The organism is Paenibacillus sp. P3E, from assembly GCF_001909045.1.
Taxonomy (GTDB): Bacteria; Bacillota; Bacilli; order Paenibacillales; family Paenibacillaceae; genus Paenibacillus_AQ; species Paenibacillus_AQ helianthi.
In genome coordinates, this window is the sequence record NZ_LVWH01000161.1 from 60,510 (window position 1) to 80,989 (window position 20,480).

Genomic DNA, 20,480 nt, shown 5'->3' on the forward strand with positions numbered 1-20,480 from the left:
GAAGAGGTGATATAGATGTCTAAAATCAGAGCCGGACGGGTTGGCGAACAGATCAAAAAAGAACTGAGCCAGCTCATCCAAAGCGGTCTAAAAGACCCGCGCATCGGGTTTGTGACAGTAACCGGCGTAGACGTGACCAACGATCTGTCGCAGGCGAAAGTCTACCTGAGCGTATTTGGGGATGAAGAGCAGGTCACAGGTTCACTCAAAGCGATTGAGAAAGCCAACGGTTTTCTCCGCTCGGAGCTTGGCAAAGCGATCCGCCTTCGTCATACCCCTGAGCTGATCTTCAAGATTGACGAATCCGTTGCATACGGAAGCCATATCGAGAAGCTGCTTGGTGAAATTGGCAAGAACGAAGAAAGCTAGGAAACATAAAGGAGACGGCGAATGCAGAGCTATGAACAAAGTCTCCAGCAGACCCGTAAGTTTCTGCTGGAACACGACGATTATCTTGTAGTGTCGCATGTTCAGCCGGACGGAGATGCAGTCAGCTCCACCCTCGCGGTGGGCTGGCTTCTCTCATGTCTGGGCAAAAAATATACTATGCTGAACGAAGGGCCGATCCCGCAACGGATGGAATACTTATGGCATGCTGATGAGATTGTTAACCTGGCCGACGGCGATCTGTCTCGACAATACCAGAATGTCATTTGTGTTGATTGTGCCGATTTTCAGCGTGTAGGGCTTACCCAGCGTCATTTTGCCACCGATGCCCTCATCGTGAATATAGATCATCATCCTACGAATAACGGTTATGGCTACGTTACGCTGATTAAACCGGATGCTGCTGCGACTGCGGAAATTTTGTTCGATCTGTTGAAGACGTTTGAGGTGAAGTGGGATATCGATATCGCCACAGCTCTCTATACCGGACTGTTAACGGATACCGGAGGTTTTCGTTACAGCAATACTTCCCCTAAAGTGATGGCTGCAGTTTCCGAGTTGCTTGAACTCGGTGTAAATGGGCCAACGCTTGCGGAAACGCTGCTCGAGGAGATGACCCTGGCACAACTCAAGGTGCTGAACCGGGCACTAAGTACTTTGCAGCTATCGCCGGAAGGCGAAATAGCCTGGGTATCAGTGACACCTCAAGATATGCTGGATTGTGAAGCCGCAAACGAAGATCTTGAAGGTATCGTGAACTATCCGCGCAATATCCGTGGTGTGGAGGTAGGAATCCTGTTCAAAGTTATTCATGAGCGTGCCGTGAAGGTTAGCTTGCGTTCCGCAGGTAAAGTAGATGTTGCCGCTTTGGCGCAAAGTTTTGGTGGAGGCGGACACACCCGCGCTGCGGGTGCACGTATTGATGCCACACTGGAAGATGCTATTCCAATGGTACTTCAGGAGGTCAGACGTCATTTATGAGTGAGCTTACAGGTGTTTTGGCTGTGTATAAGCCTGCCGGATTCACTTCACATGATGTTGTTGCCAAAGCCAGACGTATTCTCGGTATGAAACGGATCGGGCACACGGGCACACTTGATCCCCAGGTGACCGGTGTTTTGCCGCTCTGCCTTGGACGGGCAACACGTGTCGTTGAATACATTCAGGAGCTCCCCAAAGAATATGTAGCCACGCTGAGACTAGGAGTATCCAGTGATACAGAGGATTTAACCGGGACGATTACGGAAACGGTTGAAGAAATCCATGTCACTGAAGCTGAAGTACTCGCTGTGCTTAATTCTTTCAAAGGCGTGATTTCTCAGGTTCCACCCATGTATTCCGCAGTCAAGGTTGACGGCAAACGTCTATATGAACTCGCCAGAGAAGGCAAAACAGTGGAGCGTAAAAGCCGCGAAGTGGAAATCTATGAGATTGAGATGACTGGTATGGTCTGGAACGGCAATCATCCCGATATTACATTTCGTGTCCTGTGTTCCAAAGGTACTTATATCCGTACACTTTGTGTGGATATCGGACGGGCACTCGGACTTCCTGGAGTCATGGTTAAGCTTGAACGAACCATGTCGGCAGGGATAGCGGCCAGTCATTGCTTAACCCTTGAGCAAATAGCTGAATACAAAGAAGCAGGTACACTTGGGGAACATTTAATTGCAGCGGATGAAGCCATCTCCCATTTGCCCAGCCATACAGTGATGGATGAGAAAAAGAAAGCAGCTCTGCAGGGGCAGCGTCTGTCGATCCGTTATGTGGCGCCTGAAGTGAAACAGAATGGACATTTTCGCCTGTATGACGTTAAGGGCGAATTCCTGGGCATTTATGAATTAGAAGATACAGGGGCGATCGCACCCGTTAAGGTATTTGCACAAGTATAACTTTTTATTTCATTTAGTGAATTGTAGGTGAGAAACAGCGTGAGAACCGTAACCTTAAGCTATCCGATACTGCCGGAGACCGCAGCACTGTGGGCACGGCCGCAAGTGGCCGCTCTGGGTCAGTTTGACGGACTGCACCGTGGACATGCCAGTGTCATTGCATCCGCTGTTGCTCTGGCCCGTCAAGAAGGTATACCGGCTTCAGTCATGACCTTCCATCCGCATCCTAAGGATGTTATGGGCAAAGGAGACTATGATGGATATCTGACTCCTCCAAAGGACAAGCAGGAGATCCTTGCGGGTATGGGTGTCGATATTTTGTATATCATTGAATTTAATGAGCAGCTTTCAAAAGTAAGTCCGGAGGATTTTGTATCATTGATGCTGCTGCCACTTCAGATTGTAACCGCCGTGGTCGGCTTTGATTTCCGTTTCGGCTACCTTGGAAAGGGTGACCCTGAACGGCTTCAAGAGCTGGGTCAAGGGGCAATGATTGTTGTGACTGCGCCTCCGTTCCTAATTGAGGGAGAGAAGGTAAGCAGCTCTGGAATTCGGAAAAGTCTCCAAAATGGGGAAATTACCCTGGCGAATACATGGTTCGGACGCTGTTATCATCTGCGGGGAACAGTGGTGCATGGAGAGAAGCGTGGACGCACCATAGGGTTCCCAACAGCTAATGTGCAACTTGAGGATCGTTATGTTATTCCTGCCAAGGGTGTTTATGCGGTCAGAGTATTTTATAAAGATGAAGTTCTTCACGGGGTAATGAACGTTGGTGTGAAGCCAACCTTCCATGAAGGAGTAACAGCGCCTAGCTTTGAGGTGCATGTGTTTGATTTTGCGGGGGATATATACGGACAGGAGCTTGAGTTGGAGCTGGTCGCATTCATCCGTCCTGAGCGAAAGTTTGACTCCATCGGCGCCTTGATCGCACAAATTGGTGAGGATGCTGAGACGGCAAAAAGTCTGCTGGAAGATCAATCCTGATTCACAGTGGACATGCCGTTTACATTTGTCTACGAAGGTGCTATACTGATTAACGTTGCTGGAATAACAGCATCATAACCTTAGCTTGGTTGCATGTTCTCACCGACGGTGACGAGGCTATTGGCGATTATATTGAAGGAGGTGAATAGGATGGCATTGACTCAAGAACGTAAACACCAATTGATCGACGAGCACAAAACTCATGAATCCGATACTGGATCCCCTGAGGTGCAAGTTGCTATCCTTACGGAGAACATCGTTAATTTGACTGACCACTTGCGTACGCACAAGAAGGATCATCATTCCCGTCGCGGACTGCTGAAGATGGTTGGACAACGTCGTAAACTGCTGGCGTATTTGAAAAACAAAGACATCAGACGTTACAGCGCCCTGATCGAAAAACTGGGATTGCGTCGCTAATTTTCCATAATCTTTACCCTAAAGCAGCCTGGTTGTATACCGTATGTCCTTCTTACGAGCGACAGCGGGACAGCCGGGTTGCTTTTTGAAAATTTAGGGGAAACTATGGTAAGCAGCAAGTGGATATGATTTGCACAAAACGGCTACTTAACCTCATCTTGAGGACAAGCCGTTTTTGCTTGAAATATAAGAATTTATAGTCCTTGTGCTATAGGTGATCCTTATATTTTTGAGGAAAGAGGAGAGCTTAATTTACATACGGTGAAGCCGTTTCTTCTTAAAAGATAAGGATTTATATGTTCCACGCTATAAATTTTCCTTCTCTTTCTCGCTGAAACGAATGCCGTCCTTATTAGGACGGCATAGCCGTTTCCACTTGTATAACTTACGTTTTACTTAAGGTTAACATTGAACCTGCGATCGTGAACAGCGGGTTTACTACCATTCAAGGAGGGATTTTATGGAAAAACGTGTAGAAATGCTACTTGGCGGTAGACGCCTTGTACTTGAAACGGGCCGATTGGCCAAACAGGCAAATGCTGCAGTTATGGTCCGTTATGGTGATACTTCAGTATTGTGTACGGTTACAGCGTCCAGTGAGCCTAAAGATCTGGATTTTTTCCCGCTTACAGTTAACTACGAGGAAAGACTATATGCAGTTGGTAAAATTCCCGGTGGATTTATCAAACGTGAGGGCAGACCCAGCGAGAAAGCGATTCTGTCCAGCCGTCTGACGGACCGCCCGATTCGCCCATTGTTTCCTGAAGGATTCCGCAATGATGTACAGGTTCTCAATCTGGTAATGAGTGTAGATCAGGATTGTGCGCCAGATATTGCTGCTATGATTGGTACTTCTGCTGCACTCAGTATTTCTGATGTGCCTTTCAGCGGTCCGATCGGCGGTGTGGCTGTAGGCCGCATTAACGGTGAATTCATCATTAATCCTGATGTTGCGCAGCAAGCGGTCAGCGATATTTATGTAGTTGTAGCCGGAACTAAGGACGCCATCATGATGGTGGAAGCAGAAGCCAATGAAGTGCCGGAAGATGTGATGCTGGAAGCCATCATGTTCGGACATGATGAAGTCCGCAAGATTGTAGCTGTGATCGAAGAACTGGTTGCGGTTGCCGGTAAAGAAAAAATGGCAGTGAAACTGCATACTGTAAATGCGGATGTAAATGCTGAAGTTCGCGCGTATGCTCAGATTCGCTTGGTGGAAGCAGTGAAGATCGCCGAGAAGCATGCCCGTCAGGATGCCATCGATTTGATTAACAATGAAACGGTGGAGTATTTCGCAGAGAAATACATAGAAACACCGGAGCTTCTGAAAGATGTCAAGGAAGTGCTGCATGATATCGTGAAGGATGAAGTAAGACGCCTGATCACACATGACAAGATCCGTCCGGATGGACGCAAGCTGGATGAGATTCGTCCCATTGAATGTGACACTGCTCTGCTGCCACGCACACATGGTTCCGGTCTCTTCACACGTGGACAGACTCAGATCCTTAGCGTATGTACGCTTGGAGCGCTCGGCGATGTGCAAATTCTCGATGGAATTGATCCGACTGAGACCAAACGCTTCATGCACCACTACAACTTTCCTCCGTTCAGCGTAGGGGAAGCTCGTCCGCTTAGAGCACCTGGTCGCCGCGAGATTGGACATGGAGCCCTGGGTGAACGCGCGTTGTCCAAAGTCATCCCAAGTGAAACAGAATTCCCGTACACGATTCGCCTGGTATCAGAAGCCATTGAATCCAACGGATCAACTTCACAAGCGAGTATCTGCGCCAGTATTCTGGCAATGATGGATGCGGGTGTGCCAATTAAGGCACCTGTAGCCGGTGTAGCTATGGGTCTGATCAAAGACGGAGATCATGTCTCGATTCTGACCGATATTCAAGGGATGGAAGATCATCTAGGCGATATGGACTTTAAGGTAGCTGGTACGGCTGAAGGTGTTACGGCGATTCAGATGGATATCAAAATCGACGGCATCGACCGTAAGATTCTTCAGGATGCGCTGCAGCAGGCCAAAGAAGGACGGATGTTCATCTTGGGCAAAATGATGGAAGCCATCTCCGAACCTAGAACAAGCCTGTCTAAATATGCTCCAAAAATCATTATCATCAACATCAATCCGGACAAAATCCGAGATGTTATCGGTGCGGGCGGCAAGATCATCAACAAAATCATTGAGGAAACCGGCGTGAAAATCGACATCGAGCAGGATGGTCGTGTCTTTATCGGATCTTCAGACGAAGCGATGATTCAAAAAGCTCGCGGAATTATCGAAGGCATTGTGCGTGAAGTGCAGGTCGGCGAAATCTATGTAGGTACAGTCAGACGTATCGAGAAGTTTGGTGCATTTGTTGAACTGATTCCGGGTAAAGACGGATTGGTGCACATTTCTCAGCTGTCCACAGAGCGTGTAGCCAAGGTAGAGGATGTAGTGGCCATCGGCGATACGATTACTGTCAAAGTAACCGAAATCGACCAGCAGGGCCGCGTCAATCTGTCACGTAAAGCTGTACTGACTTCGGAAGGCGCAGCCAAAGCGTAATTTCACTGTTACTTCAAATCAGGTTAAATGTATGAATGGGAAGAGACAGAAGCAATTTCGTTCTGGCTCTTTTTTTAAATGTATATCCGGGTAACCAAGCTCCACGCTGTGGGGCTATTTTCAAATATAGAATTTATATGTTTCACACAATAAATTATCCTTATATTTCTCGCTGAAACGGCTACCGCCCTAAAAAAAGGACGGCGTAGCCGTTTCTACTTGAGTTGCAGTCATATTTTCCTCCGGGGGTTCATAGGCTGGGACAAAGTGTCCCTGCACCTGCTCTGCGCCGGGACCGACAAATGAACCGTTTCTGCCGGGGAGGAAAGACGTCATGAAGACGGAAAAAGCGGCACTTGTACTGGCCTGCATCGCTGTGGTAATCGGCATCGGCAGTACCCAAGGACCGGTGAAGGAAATGTTGTCCCAGCTTAAGCCACAGACAGAACTGGCTGTATGGAACGAGGTCTCGGCAGAGCCGGGGAAAGATTTGCGCAAGATTATCGAGAGCAAGGCATCCGAGTTGAACAGACCGCCAGTAGATGCGACTGTGGACCGAGTGTGGAAGGCTATACCAGGTTATAACGGTCTGGAAGTAGATGTGGAGTCGACCTACAGGAGTGCAAGGCTTAAGGGGCCAAATGACGGCTTGAAGCTGTTCTACCGCCAAATTCAGCCTAAGATTTCATTAAGTGACCTGGGGGCCCAGCCCATCTACCGGGGTAATCCGGCGAAACCGATGGTATCACTGATGATCAATGTCGCATGGGGGAACCAGTATATTATCCCGATGCTGGACATTCTGGATCAGGAACAGGTGAAGGTCACCTTTTTTCTGGATGGCAGTTGGCTTAGCCATAATAAAGAATTGGCAATGGAAATGCAGAAACGCGGTCATGAAATGGAAAATCACGCATATACCCATCCCAATATGAGCACTTTGAGCAGGGCCAGGGCCACCGCTGAAATTCAAAAAACCCAAAATCTGTTAAAGGAAAGTCTCGGAGTGACGAATATTTGGTTTGCACCTCCATCCGGTGATTTTGACCAGGAAACTGTAGAAATTGCCGCCTCGCTTGGCCTGAAAACAGTACTGTGGACGCTCGATACGGTGGATTGGCGCAATCCTTCACCAGAATCGATCATAACTAAAATCAGCAGCAAGACGGAGCCTGGAACCCTGATTCTTATGCATCCCACAGCTTCCTCATCTCAGGCACTGAAAGGTATGATCCGGGGAATAAAAGCTAAAGGGCTGCAACTGGGAACAGTAAGCCAAACGTTATCTTCAGAGCGTGTGCTGCCTGCCGATGTTGAGTGAGCGGTTTAATTCTGGTAGGATAAAAGCGCGTATACCAAATACAGATAGAACCAGGGCTATGCCAGGAGGATTTAGAAGTGGAAAAAATAGTGTTATCAAACGGCCTCAGGGTGGTAACGGAAAAAATCCCCACCGGCCGATCCGTTTCCTTTGGAATCTGGGTCAAAACAGGCTCCCGCAATGAGACTCCGCAGAACAACGGGATTTCTCATTTTATTGAGCATATGCTGTTCAAAGGCACCGAACGCTACAGTGCAAAGGATATTGCCGAACAGTTCGATGCCATTGGCGGTAACGTCAATGCATTTACCTCTAAGGAATACACATGCTATTATGCCAAAGTTTTGGATGAGCATCTGCCCATTGCTGTGGATGTGCTGGCCGATATGTTCTTTCGATCACGTATGGATGCTGAAGAGCTGACTAAGGAAAAAAATGTCATTCTGGAGGAAATCGCAATGTGCGAAGACACTCCGGATGATCTGGTTCATGATCTGATGTGTGCCGCCGCCTACGGCGAACACCCGCTGGCGTATTCGATTCTAGGCCTCAAAGAACGTCTTCAGGAAATGACTCCGGATGATCTCCGGGCCTATATGAAGGCTCAGTATACGATTGAAAATACGGTCATCAGCGTAGCTGGTAACATTAATGATGGACTGGCAGAGCTGCTCGAAAAACACTTTGGATCTTTTCAAAATCATGGTGAATCCGCAGCGCTGACAGTGCCCGCTTTCCAAGGCGAGCTGCTGTTCCACCGCAAAAAGACAGAGCAAAACCATATCTGCCTTTCTTTGCCGGGTGTGCAAAGCGGCGGTCCCCTGCAATATCCGATGGTGCTTCTGAACAATGCAATTGGCGGCGGCATGAGCTCACGTATGTTTCAGGAGATCCGTGAAAAACGGGGCTTGGCCTATTCGGTATACTCCTATCACAGCTCCCAGGCAGATAGCGGGATGTTCACTGTATACGCAGGAACGGCGCCGAAGCAGACCAAAGAGGTCACAGAATTGATTAAAGAAATGATGGTTGAGCTTGCTGTCCATGGGCTTAGCGAAGATGAACTGAGAAAGGGCAAGGAGCAGCTTAAAGGAAGCCTGATTCTTAGCCTTGAAAGCACGAGCAGCCGGATGAACCGTATCGGTAAAAACGAGCTGATGCTTGGAAGACATGATACACTGGATGATATGATCGCCAAAATCCAGCAGGTGACAATGGATGATGTCAACCATTTGCTGGATCATATGTTTGCGGAGCCGCTTGCACTAGCGATGGTGGGCTCAACAGACAAAGCTATTGCCAATGTTAGGAGAGATGATCTTGTCGTATTACGTTCAAATTAATAAGCTTCCCGGGAATGAGGATGTAGAGCTTCCCCGTAAAATGTCTGAACAGGCCTCGGGTTATGACCTGTATGCCGCCGTGGGAGAGGCTGTTGTGCTTGCTCCGGGCGGGAGGGCACTAATCCCCACAGGTATATCATTGGCCATGCCAGACGGCCTGGAGGCGCAGATCCGGCCGCGTAGCGGGCTTGCGCTGAAACACGGTATTACCTGTCTGAACACACCTGGAACCATTGATGCCGATTACCGCGGTGAGATCAAAGTGCTGCTCATCAACCTGGGACTGGAACCCTTTGCCATCGCCCGCAATGAGCGGATTGCCCAAATGGTCTTTCAGGCTGTGCCATCTGTGACACTGGTCGAAGTGGAAGAACTGTCAGAGACAGAGCGGGGAGCCGGAGGCTTTGGACATACAGGTAAATAAGACGCTTTATTTTTTACATTAATTATTAGCTCAAGCTAAGCATTACCAATACACACCGGATTGGATTCGGTAGATATTGGTTGCTTAGCTTTTTTATATTGATCAACTGATATTGGTAGTGCTGCTTACGGTCCATACCTGAGACAGCTTATTTGCATTTGAAAGTTGTTTTGGATGGAGCATGCGGTTCAATTCTTGTCGGCTAATCACCCATCCGCCCACCACGGCATAAGATGCTCTATAGTCAATAGTGTGTATGTGGAAAGGAGCGTCATCCCTATGCTTACTGGCATCAGGATCGTGTTCCTGGGCGGGGACGCGAGACAGATTGAAGTGATTCGGAAATGTGTGGAAATGGATGCGACGGTAAGCGCTGCCGGGTTCGACAAGTGGGATACCCCAAGCCCAGGGGTGAGCCTTGAACAGATGTCGGTAGAGCTGCTAAGCCGTGCGGATGTATTGGTGCTGCCTACGGTAGGCTGTGATGATGAAGGGAATATCAATGCCCTTTTTTCCACAGAACGGCTGCAACTGCTGGAGGAACACGCTGCAGCGCTGTCACCAGGTTGTACGGTATATACCGGTATGGCCAAAAGCTATTTGCGTGGCCTATGTGCCAGGCATTCACTGAAACTGGTGGAACTGCTGAGCCGGGACGACGTGGCGATTTACAACTCCATCCCGACAGCGGAGGGAGCGCTGGTCATGGCTATTCAGAATACGGATTTTACAATCCATGGCTCGACCTCAATGGTACTGGGCATGGGCAGAACCGGGTTCACCATGGCCAGGGCGCTGCAGGGACTGGGTTCAGTTGTGAAGGTGGGAGTAAGAAAACAAGAACATTACGCGAGGTCCGAAGTGATGGGCTGGAAGCCCTTTATGACTGGAGAGCTACTGGTACATGCGCCGGAAGTTGATCTTATTTTCAATACCATACCAAGTATGATTATTACCGCGCAGGTGCTGTCGCGTCTCCCCAAACACTGTGTAATTATTGATCTGGCTTCCGCCCCGGGTGGATGCGATTTCCGCTATGCGGAAAAACGCGGGATCAAGGCTATGCTGGCACCGGGACTACCCGGAATCGTTGCTCCCAAAAGCGCCGGAATTATTATGGCAGGTGCGCTGGTACAGTCGATAGCAGACGAGACTTTTAACAGGGGGGACGAATAAATGGATTGGCATGGAAAAACTGTAGGTTATGCGATTACCGGTTCACACTGTACGTTTGCCGAGGTGATGCCGCAGATTCAACGGTTTATGGATGGCGGCGCCAAAGTGGTGCCAATCGTTTCAGCATCTGTACTGAATACAGACACTCGCTTTGGTACATCGGAAAATTGGTTAAAACAGTTGAAAGATATAACAGGGAATGATATCATTTCTACAATTGTTGAAGCGGAACCGCTGGGTCCTTCCAAGCTGCTGGATGTATTGACCATCGCGCCCTGCACAGGGAATACAACGAGTAAGTTGGCTAATGCCATGACTGACAGCCCTGTGCTGATGGCCGCCAAATCGCAAATGCGCAATGGCCGGCCACTGGTGCTGGCAATCTCCACCAATGATGGACTCGGGCTGAATGCATCGAATATAGCGAAGCTTTTGGTGACGAAGAATATTTATTTCGTTCCGTTCGGCCAGGATAACCCGCAGGGCAAGCCGAACTCTCTTGTGGCGCAGATGGATCTCATTCCAGAGGCCTGTTATGCGGCACTGCAGGGCAACCAGCTGCAGCCGATGATTATCGAACGGTTTCATTCAGCATAGATAACGTTTCATGCAGGCATTCTGACCATAAGGTATACATCTGCCGTCCTCATATTTGAGGGCGGTTCAACACTTTATTCAGCTATCTGAATAGTGACCCCGCATTAGGCGGATTTTTTCGACCTATGGAATGGACAGTGTGTATACGTATTAGTGTGCTTGCTTAGAGAAGCAATGGAGGAATTATACATGGGTATTTTGGTGCAAAAATTCGGCGGAACCTCACTCTCCACACCAGCGGCCAGAGAACACGTGATCCGTCATGTCAAACGGGAGCTGGCTGACGGATTCAGCCTTGTAGTAGTAGTGTCGGCTATGGGCAGAAAGGGTGAGCCATACGCGACCGATACATTGCTGGACTGGGCGGTGCAGAACGGGGATGCCTTGCCAAGCCGGGAGAAAGATCTGCTGATGTGCTGCGGGGAGATCATTTCCGCCACAACCTTGTGCGGCCTGCTGGAGCATGAGGGTATTCCCTCAACCGTGCTGACAGGAGCCCAGGCTGGTTTTCTGACGGATAACAACTATGGTAATGCCAGAATTCTGGATGTGCGGACCGAACGCATTCTACGCGAATTACGCGAGCATAAAGTAGTTATTGTAACCGGGTTCCAGGGTCAGACCGAAGCCGGTGATTTTACAACCCTTGGCCGCGGAGGCAGTGATACTTCAGCTACAGCTCTGGGTGCCGCACTGCGCGCGGATATGGTTGATATTTATACGGATGTGGATGGTATTCTAACGGCAGACCCGCGGATTGTCGAAGATGCGAAACAACTGACCTATGTCAGCTATACGGAAATCTGCAACATGGCTTATCAGGGGGCCAAGGTGATACATCCCCGCGCTGTGGAAATTGCCATGCAGGCCCAGATTCCGGTCCGTGTCCGCTCTACCTTCTCCGAGGCAGAAGGAACACTTGTGACACATCCTGAAGGGTTTAGCGATGTTTCGCACGGAGTGGTAGACCGTTATGTTACAGGGATCGCTTATGTCAGCAACATTACCCAAATTTCAGTGGAATGCCCCAATGGCAACGGAACCGGCGTGCAATTGCAGATCTTCAAAAGCATGGCTGACAACGGCATCAGCGTGGATTTTATCAATGTTACACCGAGTGAAGCATTGTATACGGTGAACGATGACAAGTCAGAACAGGCCATTTCTGCCCTTCAGGAGCTGGGCCTTCGACCTTCGAGCCTGTCCGGCTGCGCCAAGGTTTCAGTCATCGGGGGCGGGATCAACGGGGTTCCAGGCATCATGGCCCGTATCGTTGAAGCACTCAGCTCACAGAATATTCAGATTCTGCAGTCAGCGGATTCCAATACAACCATTTGGGTTCTGGTCAAAAAAGAAGATATGGTGCAGTCTCTACGCGCTTTACATGCCAAGTTTGAATTACACCGCTGACAAGGAGGAATTCAAAGTGGACTTCGGAAGATTAATAACCGCTATGGTGACCCCCTTTGACAGGGCTGGAGAGATCAATTGGGAAGCCACTTCACGGCTCGTCGACTATCTCATTGAGGAGCAGAAATCCGAAGCGCTTGTGGTCTGCGGAACGACTGGAGAATCGCCAACCCTTAGCGATGAAGAGAAGCTGGAGTTATTCGCGTATGTACTTAAAAAGGCTGCAGGCCGTTGTAAAATCATCGCCGGAACAGGCAGCAACAGCACTAGGCATTCCATACATCTGACACAAGCGGCGGAAAAAATCGGTGTGGACGGCGTGCTTCTGGTTGTCCCTTATTACAACAAACCGAATCAAGAAGGGCTATATCAGCATTTTGCTGCCATAGCAGGGGAGACGTCACTTCCTGTTATTCTCTATAATGTTCCTAGCCGTACCAGCATCAGTATGAGTACAGCCACGACACTAAGGCTTGCCGATATTCCGAACATCGTGGCAACGAAGGAATGTCTGTCTGTAGATCAAATTACACAGATTGTTTCTGCTTGCCCGGCTGATTTCCGCGTATATTCAGGAGATGATGCTGCTGGGCTTGCCGCACTTGCTGTGGGGGGACATGGCATCATCAGTGTAGCCAGCCATGTCGTTGGGGAGCAAATGGCAGAAATGATCCAAGCTTACGTCTCAGGCGACGTAAGACGGGCAGGGGCGCTTCACCGTAAGCTGTTCCCTGTGTTCAAAGGGCTGTTCGAATGTCCGCAGCCGCTTCCGAATCCCTCAGCAGTGAAGTATGCACTTGGTCTGCTCGGTGTGGATGTTGGTACAGTTCGGTTACCGCTAGTACCACCAAGCGAAGAAGAGGCTGCGTTTATTGCAGCACTCCTGTAGTAGTATTTGGACTTACAGTAGCTGGAATCTTAAGCTGGTATTCCTTCCAAGGAGTACCGGCTTTTGTTCGTATTGTGTAAAAATTATAAACACAGTATTAAGTTTAATCCTTCTGCAAAACCCTTTAGTCCTAGAGGGTGAAACGTTTTCGTCTGCTTTTTTCTCAAATAAACCAATGAATTCAAGGAAAGAATAGGGTTACGGAGCCGATGACTTGTCTTTTGCCAAAAAAATCATGTATAATGTTCTTAAGTGACTGGGTGCGGTAAAAATTAAATATGCGGTAATCTTCCGTCAATGTATTTTACATTGTGAGACAGGATAGGTCCTTGAATAAGTCTGTGCTAATGGAGCCGGATTTTCGCGCAAGGGGCGCGACAGTGAATTTTGACGGTGTTTTTCCGCTCAAGAAGGATTTCACTGCCCGATTAAGGAGTTTTCGCAGTGCGAAATTATACAGACTTATGGAATTTCTTTGTCAATTATGGAAGCTATCAGCAATTTGAAGATGTGTTCAGCGCCGCTGAAATAATGAAGCTTAATGTTTACAAATAAAAGTATGACGTCCAACATCATAGGAGGGTTAGATTCATTTGTCCAAAAAAAACAACAACGATAAATTGACGATTTTCGCTTTGGGCGGAGTCGGAGAGATCGGAAAAAACATGTACGTGGTTCAATACGGGAACGACATTGTAGTCGTGGATGCGGGACTGAAATTCCCGGAAGAAGATATGCTCGGTATTGACATTGTTATTCCTGATATCTCATACCTCACAGAGAACCGTGACAAAGTAAGAGGTATTGTTCTTACCCACGGACACGAGGATCACATCGGCGGATTGTCTTATGTACTCAAGAACTTGAATGTTCCGGTGTACGGAACAAGACTTACTCTGGGACTTGTGGAGAATAAGCTGAAGGAAGCGAACCTTCTTGGGGAAACCAAGCGTATTCTAATTAATGAGGACTCAGAGATCGAACTTGGAACCTCACTCAAAGTAACGTTCTTCAGAACGAATCATAGTATTCCTGACTCCGTCGGGGTATGTATCGAAACACCTGAAGGAAATGTTGTTCACACAGGTGACTTCAAATTTGACCATACCCCAGTCAATGGTCAGTTCGCTAATTTACACCGGATGGCTGAAATCGGCCAAAAAGGCGTACTAGCACTTATGTCAGACAGTACAAATGCGGAGAAGCCTGGCTTCACTCCATCTGAGAAGAATGTCGGCATTGTTCTTGAAGATATTTTCCGCAAAGCCGAACAGCGTGTAGTGGTAGCAACCTTCGCTTCCAACGTGCACCGTATTCAGCAGGTGGTGAACGCTGCGGAATCAACAGGTCGCAAGATTACTGTCATCGGCCGCAGTATGGTTAATGTGGTATCCATTGCTTCTGAACTTGGGTATCTGAATGTTCCAGATGGTATGCTGATTGAACCGGAAGAAATGAACAGAATGGCTGGGAACCGTGTAGTAGTACTGTGCACAGGCAGCCAAGGAGAACCTATGTCGGCGCTTACTCGCATGGCACGCTCCAGTCACCGGAAAGTGGACATCCTGCCTGGCGACACCGTAATTATTGCGGCAACACCGGTACCAGGGAATGAGAAGTATGTCGGACGTACCATCGATGAGCTGTTCAGACTGGGAGCCAACGTGATTTACAGCGGTTCCAACTCCGGCGTTCACGTATCCGGTCACGGAAGCCAGGAAGAACTGAAGCTTATGCTTAATCTGATGAAACCGAAATATTTCATTCCTATTCACGGAGAATTCCGGATGCAGCGCAGACATGCATTGCTGGCGGAATCCGTAGGTGTAGACCCAAGCAACATTTTCATCACTGAACTGGGTGAAGTGATTGAAATTTCCGGAGGTGCAGCTCGCAGAGCGGGTAAGGTAACTGCAGGCAACGTGCTGATTGACGGTCTTGGCGTAGGTGATGTTGGTAACATTGTACTCCGTGACCGTAAGCTGCTGTCCCAGGACGGTATTCTTGTAGTGGTTGTGACGCTTAGCAAGCAGAACGGCGCTATCGTATCAGGACCTGATATCATTTCCCGAGGCTTTGTCTATGTACGGGAGTCCGAAGGACTTCTGGACGAAGCGAACCGGATTGTATCCGGAACACTGCAGCGCCTGATGAGTGAGAAGGTCAATGAATGGGCATCACTTAAAACAAGCGTCAAAGATTCACTCGGCCGTTTCCTCTATGAGCAAACCCGCCGCAGACCGATGATCCTTCCGATTATCATGGAAGTGTAATCAAGAAATAACCAGGCAAAAATATGTCCTATTATAAAAGGACGGCATTGGTGACATCTGGAAATATAAGGATGGTTGGCGTTATACACGTACATCCTTATGTAAATAAATAAGCAGGGCCAAAAGCCCCTTCTTCCCGGAAATATTGGACGGTTTCCAGGGGAGGAGGGGTTTTTGCTGTGCGAGATCTTACTGTGCTGGACCGGAGACGGAGTCTATGGATACTTTATCAAGACCTTGTGCATAACAGAGTCCCTTGTAACGTCATACTAATCAAAGCTAGTATGGCTGCAGCCGAGGAGTGCTGCAAGCAAAAAGGGAGTGCTGCGAACGATGGACATAACAGAAGGTGTAAATGTTAGTGCAAATGAGGAGATTCTCCCGGATGTGGTGAAACCGCAGACCAGTGAGCCAATACCTCCAGGAACAGCAGGAGTGGTGAAGGAACTGGGTCAGACTGTGGTTCCGGCCGGAGAACCGGACATCTTTTGCATGACTATAATCGGTCAGATTGAAGGGCATTTTGTCCTGCCTCCGCATAACAAGACCACTAAGTACGAGCATATCATTCCGCAACTGGTAGCCGCTGAACAGAGCAAAACAGTGAAGGGGCTGCTGATTATCCTCAACACGGTCGGCGGCGATGTAGAGGCTGGACTTGCGATTGCAGAGATGATAGCTTCACTGTCGAAGCCTACGGTAACAGTGGTCATTGGCGGAGGTCACAGTATTGGGGTTCCAATTGCAGTAGCCTCCAGTTATTCCCTTATTGCCGAGAGCGCGACGATGACGATCCATCCTATCCGTATGAATGGACTGGTTATCGGAGTGCCGCAGACCTTTGAGTATATGGAGCGGATGCAGGAGAGAATGGTGAGATTTGTAACCTCCCATTCAAGAATTTCTGAGCAGCAGTTCAAGGATCTGATGTTTAAAACCGGTGAACTGAACCGGGATATCGGTACTGCAGTCGGCGGTTACGATGCGGTCAAGTACGGACTGATGGATGAGGTGGGTGGAATCGGTGCGGCGTTGTCCCGTTTGAACGGAATGATTGCCGGAGATATTGCACAGTTGCCTGAACAAATCGTGCAAGGAGGGTTGACGCAATGACCCTGTATACGGTTATTCCGATAGAGCAGGTGTACGAAGGAGCAGTTAGCTTTGTACTGCCGCTGGAGGAAGTCAGCATACAAGGCATGTTGATGCAGGTAGAGCCTATGGAACACGGACAGGCGCGTATCGTTAGACTGCTTGATTGCCCCCTTGAAAAGTATCTGGACCCGGCATTTTCGCCGGGAGCTATTATCCGCTGGAATCCATGAAATTCTCTTTCCTGGGACTCTGTAGAAGGTAATGCGAACACTGTCCCAGAAAGATGCATTTTCTGACAAAAGAGAACATAGGTACGCCACGCCATTATATGGTATAATATTTTACCGGGGGTGGATGGTGTGGCTAAACGAAGAAAGAAAAAGAAAAAAGCACTGCTGGGCAGTGTTTTAAAATATGAAATCTACGGGATCATGCTGATTACAATATCCGTCATTGCATTATCCGGTGAAGCGGCAGTGGGACGCTCACTTTCCAATATGGCAGGATATTTATTCGGGAGATTCTATTTTGTGTTACCGCTTGTCGGTATTTGTTATGGGTTAATGGTAATGATTCACAGAAAGTGGCCTTCTACGTGGAACAGCCGTCATTCCGGCGTACTTCTGTTGGTACTTTCCTTGTGTCTGATGAGTACGATTTCAGCAATGCAACAGAAATTGGGTCCATTATCGATGCTGCATCCTGGAAATGTACTGACACAGATACAGAATGATTTGTCGGGTTCGCTCTCATCTGGTGTAAGCGGCAGTGATGTGTATATGTTGGGCAAGGACATTAGCGGTGGTTATCTTGGAGCACTAGAGTACGCAGCATTACTGTGGCTATTCGGCAATCTGGGAGCAAAACTGCTGATGATTGTTATGATGGCCATCAGCTTCATGCTGATTACGAATCTCTCTTATGTTGAACTGTTCACACTTCTGCGAGTCCGGTTAGTTAGGCTGGTGGAAGACATCCGCCAGAGAACGGCTAACCGCCCGGCAGCGGTTCCTGTGGCTGCCAGACCGGACAGAACAAGGAGGAGCGCTGTTCCTCAGCCTATCGAAGATGAAGATGAAGATGAGGATGAGGATGAACGTCAGCTCCCTAACCGAAGCCAGCCGCAGTTCCTCAGAAGAATCGGAGGCTGGTTCAGTGGTGGACCAAGAACGGGACCTTTACCCGACGAAGGGCAGTCTGAGGATTCTAACAATGGAGATGTGGTGCTGACTGGTACACATACGGATCCCATTCTGTCAGGCTTGCCTGCAGGAGATGTATCCTATCTGGACGACGATGATGATTATCTGGGTGATGATGTTGAGCCGGCAACTCCAATTATTCGTGATTTCTTTGAACATATCCGGACTGAAGGATTGAATGCGGAGGATCGTGAAGAGTGGAGTGAGTTCTCGCCAGCAGCACGTAACGGAACGGTCAGAGAGGCCAATGCCAATTCACCAGCACCTTTACAAAGCAGCGTTGCGTCTGTGGAAGGCACCTTGTCCGCAGAAGAACTGGCACTGGTTGAGTTGAATGGTCTGCTGGACTCCTCTGAGGGTGGAGAGCCTGTTCCGGTACCGCTCCCGCCTCCGCCGAAGCCTTACAAGTTGCCTTCGTTCCGGCTTTTGGCCAAGCCTAACAACGGTGCCAAGGCTGGTGACCAGAACGATTACATGCAGACGGCCCGCAAGCTGGAAGCTACATTGGAGAGCTTTGGCGTAAGAGCGAAGGTGCTTGAGGTCGTAAGAGGACCAGCAGTTACACGGTATGAGATTCAACCGGATATTGGGGTCAAGGTTAGCCGTATAGTTAACCTGACCGATGACATTGCGCTTGCTCTAGCTGCCAAAGATATCCGAATGGAAGCACCGATTCCCGGCAAGTCAGCTATTGGGATTGAGGTGCCTAATCCCGAAGTGTCGATAGTAACGATGCGTGAGGTTATGGAAACCCAGATTTTCCAGGATGCTGAATCCAGATTGTCGATTGCCTTTGGACGTGATATTTCGGGCCAGACGATTGTAGGCAATTTAGCTAAGATGCCCCATTTGCTGGTAGCGGGGGCAACAGGTTCAGGGAAATCGGTCTGTATTAATGGTATTATCACCAGTATTCTGTATAAGGCTAAACCCAATGAAGTTAAGTTTCTGATGGTTGACCCTAAGATGGTTGAGCTAAATGTATATAACGGGATTCCTCATCTGCTCGCTCCTGTGGTCACAGATCCCAAACGTGCAAGTTTGGCCTTGAAAAAGATTGTAGTCGAAATGGAGAAAAGATATGAGTTGTTCTCCAAGTCGGGTACACGTAATGTGGAAGGCTACAATAATCTGATGAAAGATAACCCTGCCGCGGTATTGCCATACATTGTAGTGATTGTGGACGAGCTTGCGGATCTAATGATGGTCGCGGCGAACGATGTGGAAGATGCGATCTGCCGTCTGGCGCAGATGGCACGTGCAGCGGGTATTCACTTGATTATTGCCACTCAGCGTCCATCAGTAGATGTCATCACAGGGCTTATCAAAGCTAACATTCCTTCCCGTATCGCGTTTGGTGTCTCCTCCAACGTGGATTCACGTACCATCCTGGACATGCCGGGAGCAGAGAAGCTGCTGGGCCGGGGAGATATGCTCTTCCTGCCAATGGGTGCATCGAAGCCGATCCGCGTTCAAGGTGCTTTTATGAGTGACCAGGAAGTGGAGACTATTGTTCAGTATGTCAGCAGTCAGGGTGAAGCTAATTACGATGAATCAATTGTCCCTGAGGTAGATGATACAGTGATGGGAGAGGATGAGCCGCAGGATGAATTGTATGAGCAAGCTGTTCAGATTGTGCTCGAAGCGAAGCAAGCCTCGGTATCGCTGCTCCAGCGGCGTATGCGTGTCGGCTATACTCGGGCAGCACGATTAATTGATGCCATGGAAGCCAGGAGTGTAATCGGGCCATACGAGGGCAGCAAGCCCCGAGAGGTATTGATGTCAATGGAACAGTATCAGCACAACCGGATTAGTTCTTAGATCTTGTAAGTGGATTTCCGGGACGATGGGGCTGTCTCAAAAGCCATGAAATGGCTACTTGAGACAGCCCCGCTGTTTTTGAGTTGGATGGTCTTGCGCACTTGGTGCGGACGCTCCGCGAACGGACCGTTGCTACAATCGCTGTGCTCTCCAGATTTTATTTATTTCCCGTAGCGGTAAAAATCCGGAGAGCAAGGCGACCGCTACCGCTTTTCCGCAATCAGTCCGTCCTCTCCGCTGTTTAAGCGGGGGAACGTTCCTACAATTCTTTCAAAAATCACAAAAAGAAATCGCCCTTTGGTAAAATGGAAGTGTCGAGCAACCATTTCAAAAAAGGAGCGATTTCTTTGTACATTCAATATACCATGGACCAACTTTGCTTGCCCATGGATCTGGAAGAAGACATTCCAGAAAATCACCTCGTTCGTGTCGTTAACGCAGCCGTCAATCGGCTGGACGACTCCATCTTTGACGCTGCTTATCCCGGCGGCGGCCGCGACAGCTATCATCCTAAAATGCTCACCAAAGTCATCATTTACGCCTACACTCAGCGTATCTATTCGTCTCGTCAAATCGCCAAAGCCGTGCGAGAGAATATTCCTTTCATGTGGCTGGCCGGACGGCAGCGCCCCAACTTTCGAACTCTTAATCGCTTCCGTTCCCAGCGGATGAGGAATGTC

At 48.8% G+C, this 20,480-nt stretch carries 18 protein-coding genes; all 18 read left to right on the plus strand.

What is annotated here, in order from left to right:
- Nucleotides 1-15 precede the first annotated feature (15 nt).
- Nucleotides 16-369 (plus strand): 30S ribosome-binding factor RbfA, encoded by a 354-nt coding sequence (gene rbfA / locus A3842_RS13980; RefSeq protein WP_020434078.1) that lies wholly within the window; start codon nucleotides 16-18, stop codon nucleotides 367-369.
- Nucleotides 370-390: 21 nt separating this feature from the next.
- Nucleotides 391-1,368, plus strand: coding sequence for a DHH family phosphoesterase (locus A3842_RS13985; RefSeq protein WP_074101805.1), 978 nt, complete (start codon nucleotides 391-393; stop codon nucleotides 1,366-1,368).
- Nucleotides 1,365-2,279 (plus strand): tRNA pseudouridine(55) synthase TruB, encoded by a 915-nt coding sequence (gene truB / locus A3842_RS13990; RefSeq protein ID WP_074101806.1) that lies wholly within the window; start codon nucleotides 1,365-1,367, stop codon nucleotides 2,277-2,279. The genes A3842_RS13985 and truB overlap by 4 nt, the downstream gene beginning before the upstream one ends.
- A gap of 39 nt (nucleotides 2,280-2,318) precedes the next feature.
- Complete coding sequence (locus tag A3842_RS13995; RefSeq protein ID WP_074101807.1) at nucleotides 2,319-3,266, plus strand: bifunctional riboflavin kinase/FAD synthetase; 948 nt, start codon at nucleotides 2,319-2,321, stop codon at nucleotides 3,264-3,266.
- Between the two features lie 150 nt (nucleotides 3,267-3,416).
- Nucleotides 3,417-3,686, plus strand: a complete 270-nt coding sequence (gene rpsO, locus A3842_RS14000) for a 30S ribosomal protein S15 (protein WP_019910460.1) — start codon at nucleotides 3,417-3,419, stop codon at nucleotides 3,684-3,686.
- A 460-nt stretch (nucleotides 3,687-4,146) separates the two neighbouring features.
- Nucleotides 4,147-6,249: a polyribonucleotide nucleotidyltransferase gene (gene pnp, locus A3842_RS14005; RefSeq protein WP_074101808.1), complete on the plus strand. Its 2,103-nt coding sequence runs from the start codon at nucleotides 4,147-4,149 to the stop codon at nucleotides 6,247-6,249.
- Nucleotides 6,250-6,583: 334 nt separating this feature from the next.
- Complete coding sequence (locus tag A3842_RS14010) at nucleotides 6,584-7,570, plus strand: polysaccharide deacetylase family protein (protein WP_074088172.1); 987 nt, start codon at nucleotides 6,584-6,586, stop codon at nucleotides 7,568-7,570.
- A 77-nt stretch (nucleotides 7,571-7,647) separates the two neighbouring features.
- Entirely contained in the window at nucleotides 7,648-8,913 is a 1,266-nt protein-coding gene (locus A3842_RS14015; protein WP_074088174.1) for a M16 family metallopeptidase, read from the plus strand.
- Nucleotides 8,891-9,337 (plus strand): dUTP diphosphatase, encoded by a 447-nt coding sequence (gene dut, locus A3842_RS14020; RefSeq protein WP_143186278.1) that lies wholly within the window; start codon nucleotides 8,891-8,893, stop codon nucleotides 9,335-9,337. The genes A3842_RS14015 and dut overlap by 23 nt, the downstream gene beginning before the upstream one ends.
- A 279-nt stretch (nucleotides 9,338-9,616) precedes the next feature.
- Nucleotides 9,617-10,513: a dipicolinate synthase subunit DpsA gene (dpsA, locus tag A3842_RS14025; RefSeq protein WP_074088181.1), complete on the plus strand. Its 897-nt coding sequence runs from the start codon at nucleotides 9,617-9,619 to the stop codon at nucleotides 10,511-10,513.
- On the plus strand, nucleotides 10,514-11,110 hold the full coding sequence (locus A3842_RS14030) for a dipicolinate synthase subunit B (protein WP_074088183.1): 597 nt from the start codon (nucleotides 10,514-10,516) through the stop codon (nucleotides 11,108-11,110).
- Nucleotides 11,111-11,299: 189 nt separating this feature from the next.
- On the plus strand, nucleotides 11,300-12,520 hold the full coding sequence (dapG, locus tag A3842_RS14035; protein WP_074088185.1) for an aspartate kinase: 1,221 nt from the start codon (nucleotides 11,300-11,302) through the stop codon (nucleotides 12,518-12,520).
- Complete coding sequence (gene dapA / locus A3842_RS14040; protein ID WP_178382352.1) at nucleotides 12,495-13,409, plus strand: 4-hydroxy-tetrahydrodipicolinate synthase; 915 nt, start codon at nucleotides 12,495-12,497, stop codon at nucleotides 13,407-13,409. The genes dapG and dapA overlap by 26 nt, the downstream gene beginning before the upstream one ends.
- Nucleotides 13,410-14,002: 593 nt before the next feature.
- Nucleotides 14,003-15,682 carry a ribonuclease J gene (locus A3842_RS14045; protein WP_074088188.1) on the plus strand — a complete coding sequence of 560 codons (1,680 nt, stop codon included), beginning with the start codon at nucleotides 14,003-14,005 and terminating at the stop codon, nucleotides 15,680-15,682.
- A gap of 333 nt (nucleotides 15,683-16,015) precedes the next feature.
- Nucleotides 16,016-16,795 carry a ClpP family protease gene (locus A3842_RS14050; RefSeq protein WP_074101810.1) on the plus strand — a complete coding sequence of 260 codons (780 nt, stop codon included), beginning with the start codon at nucleotides 16,016-16,018 and terminating at the stop codon, nucleotides 16,793-16,795.
- On the plus strand, nucleotides 16,792-17,007 hold the full coding sequence (locus tag A3842_RS14055) for a YlzJ-like family protein (RefSeq protein ID WP_074088191.1): 216 nt from the start codon (nucleotides 16,792-16,794) through the stop codon (nucleotides 17,005-17,007). The genes A3842_RS14050 and A3842_RS14055 overlap by 4 nt, the downstream gene beginning before the upstream one ends.
- 129 nt (nucleotides 17,008-17,136) lie before the next feature.
- Entirely contained in the window at nucleotides 17,137-19,800 is a 2,664-nt protein-coding gene (locus A3842_RS14060) for an FtsK/SpoIIIE family DNA translocase (protein WP_074101811.1), read from the plus strand.
- 347 nt (nucleotides 19,801-20,147) lie between these two features.
- On the plus strand, nucleotides 20,148-20,480 hold a 333-nt coding region (locus A3842_RS14065), incomplete at its 3' end, for a transposase (RefSeq protein ID WP_143186282.1).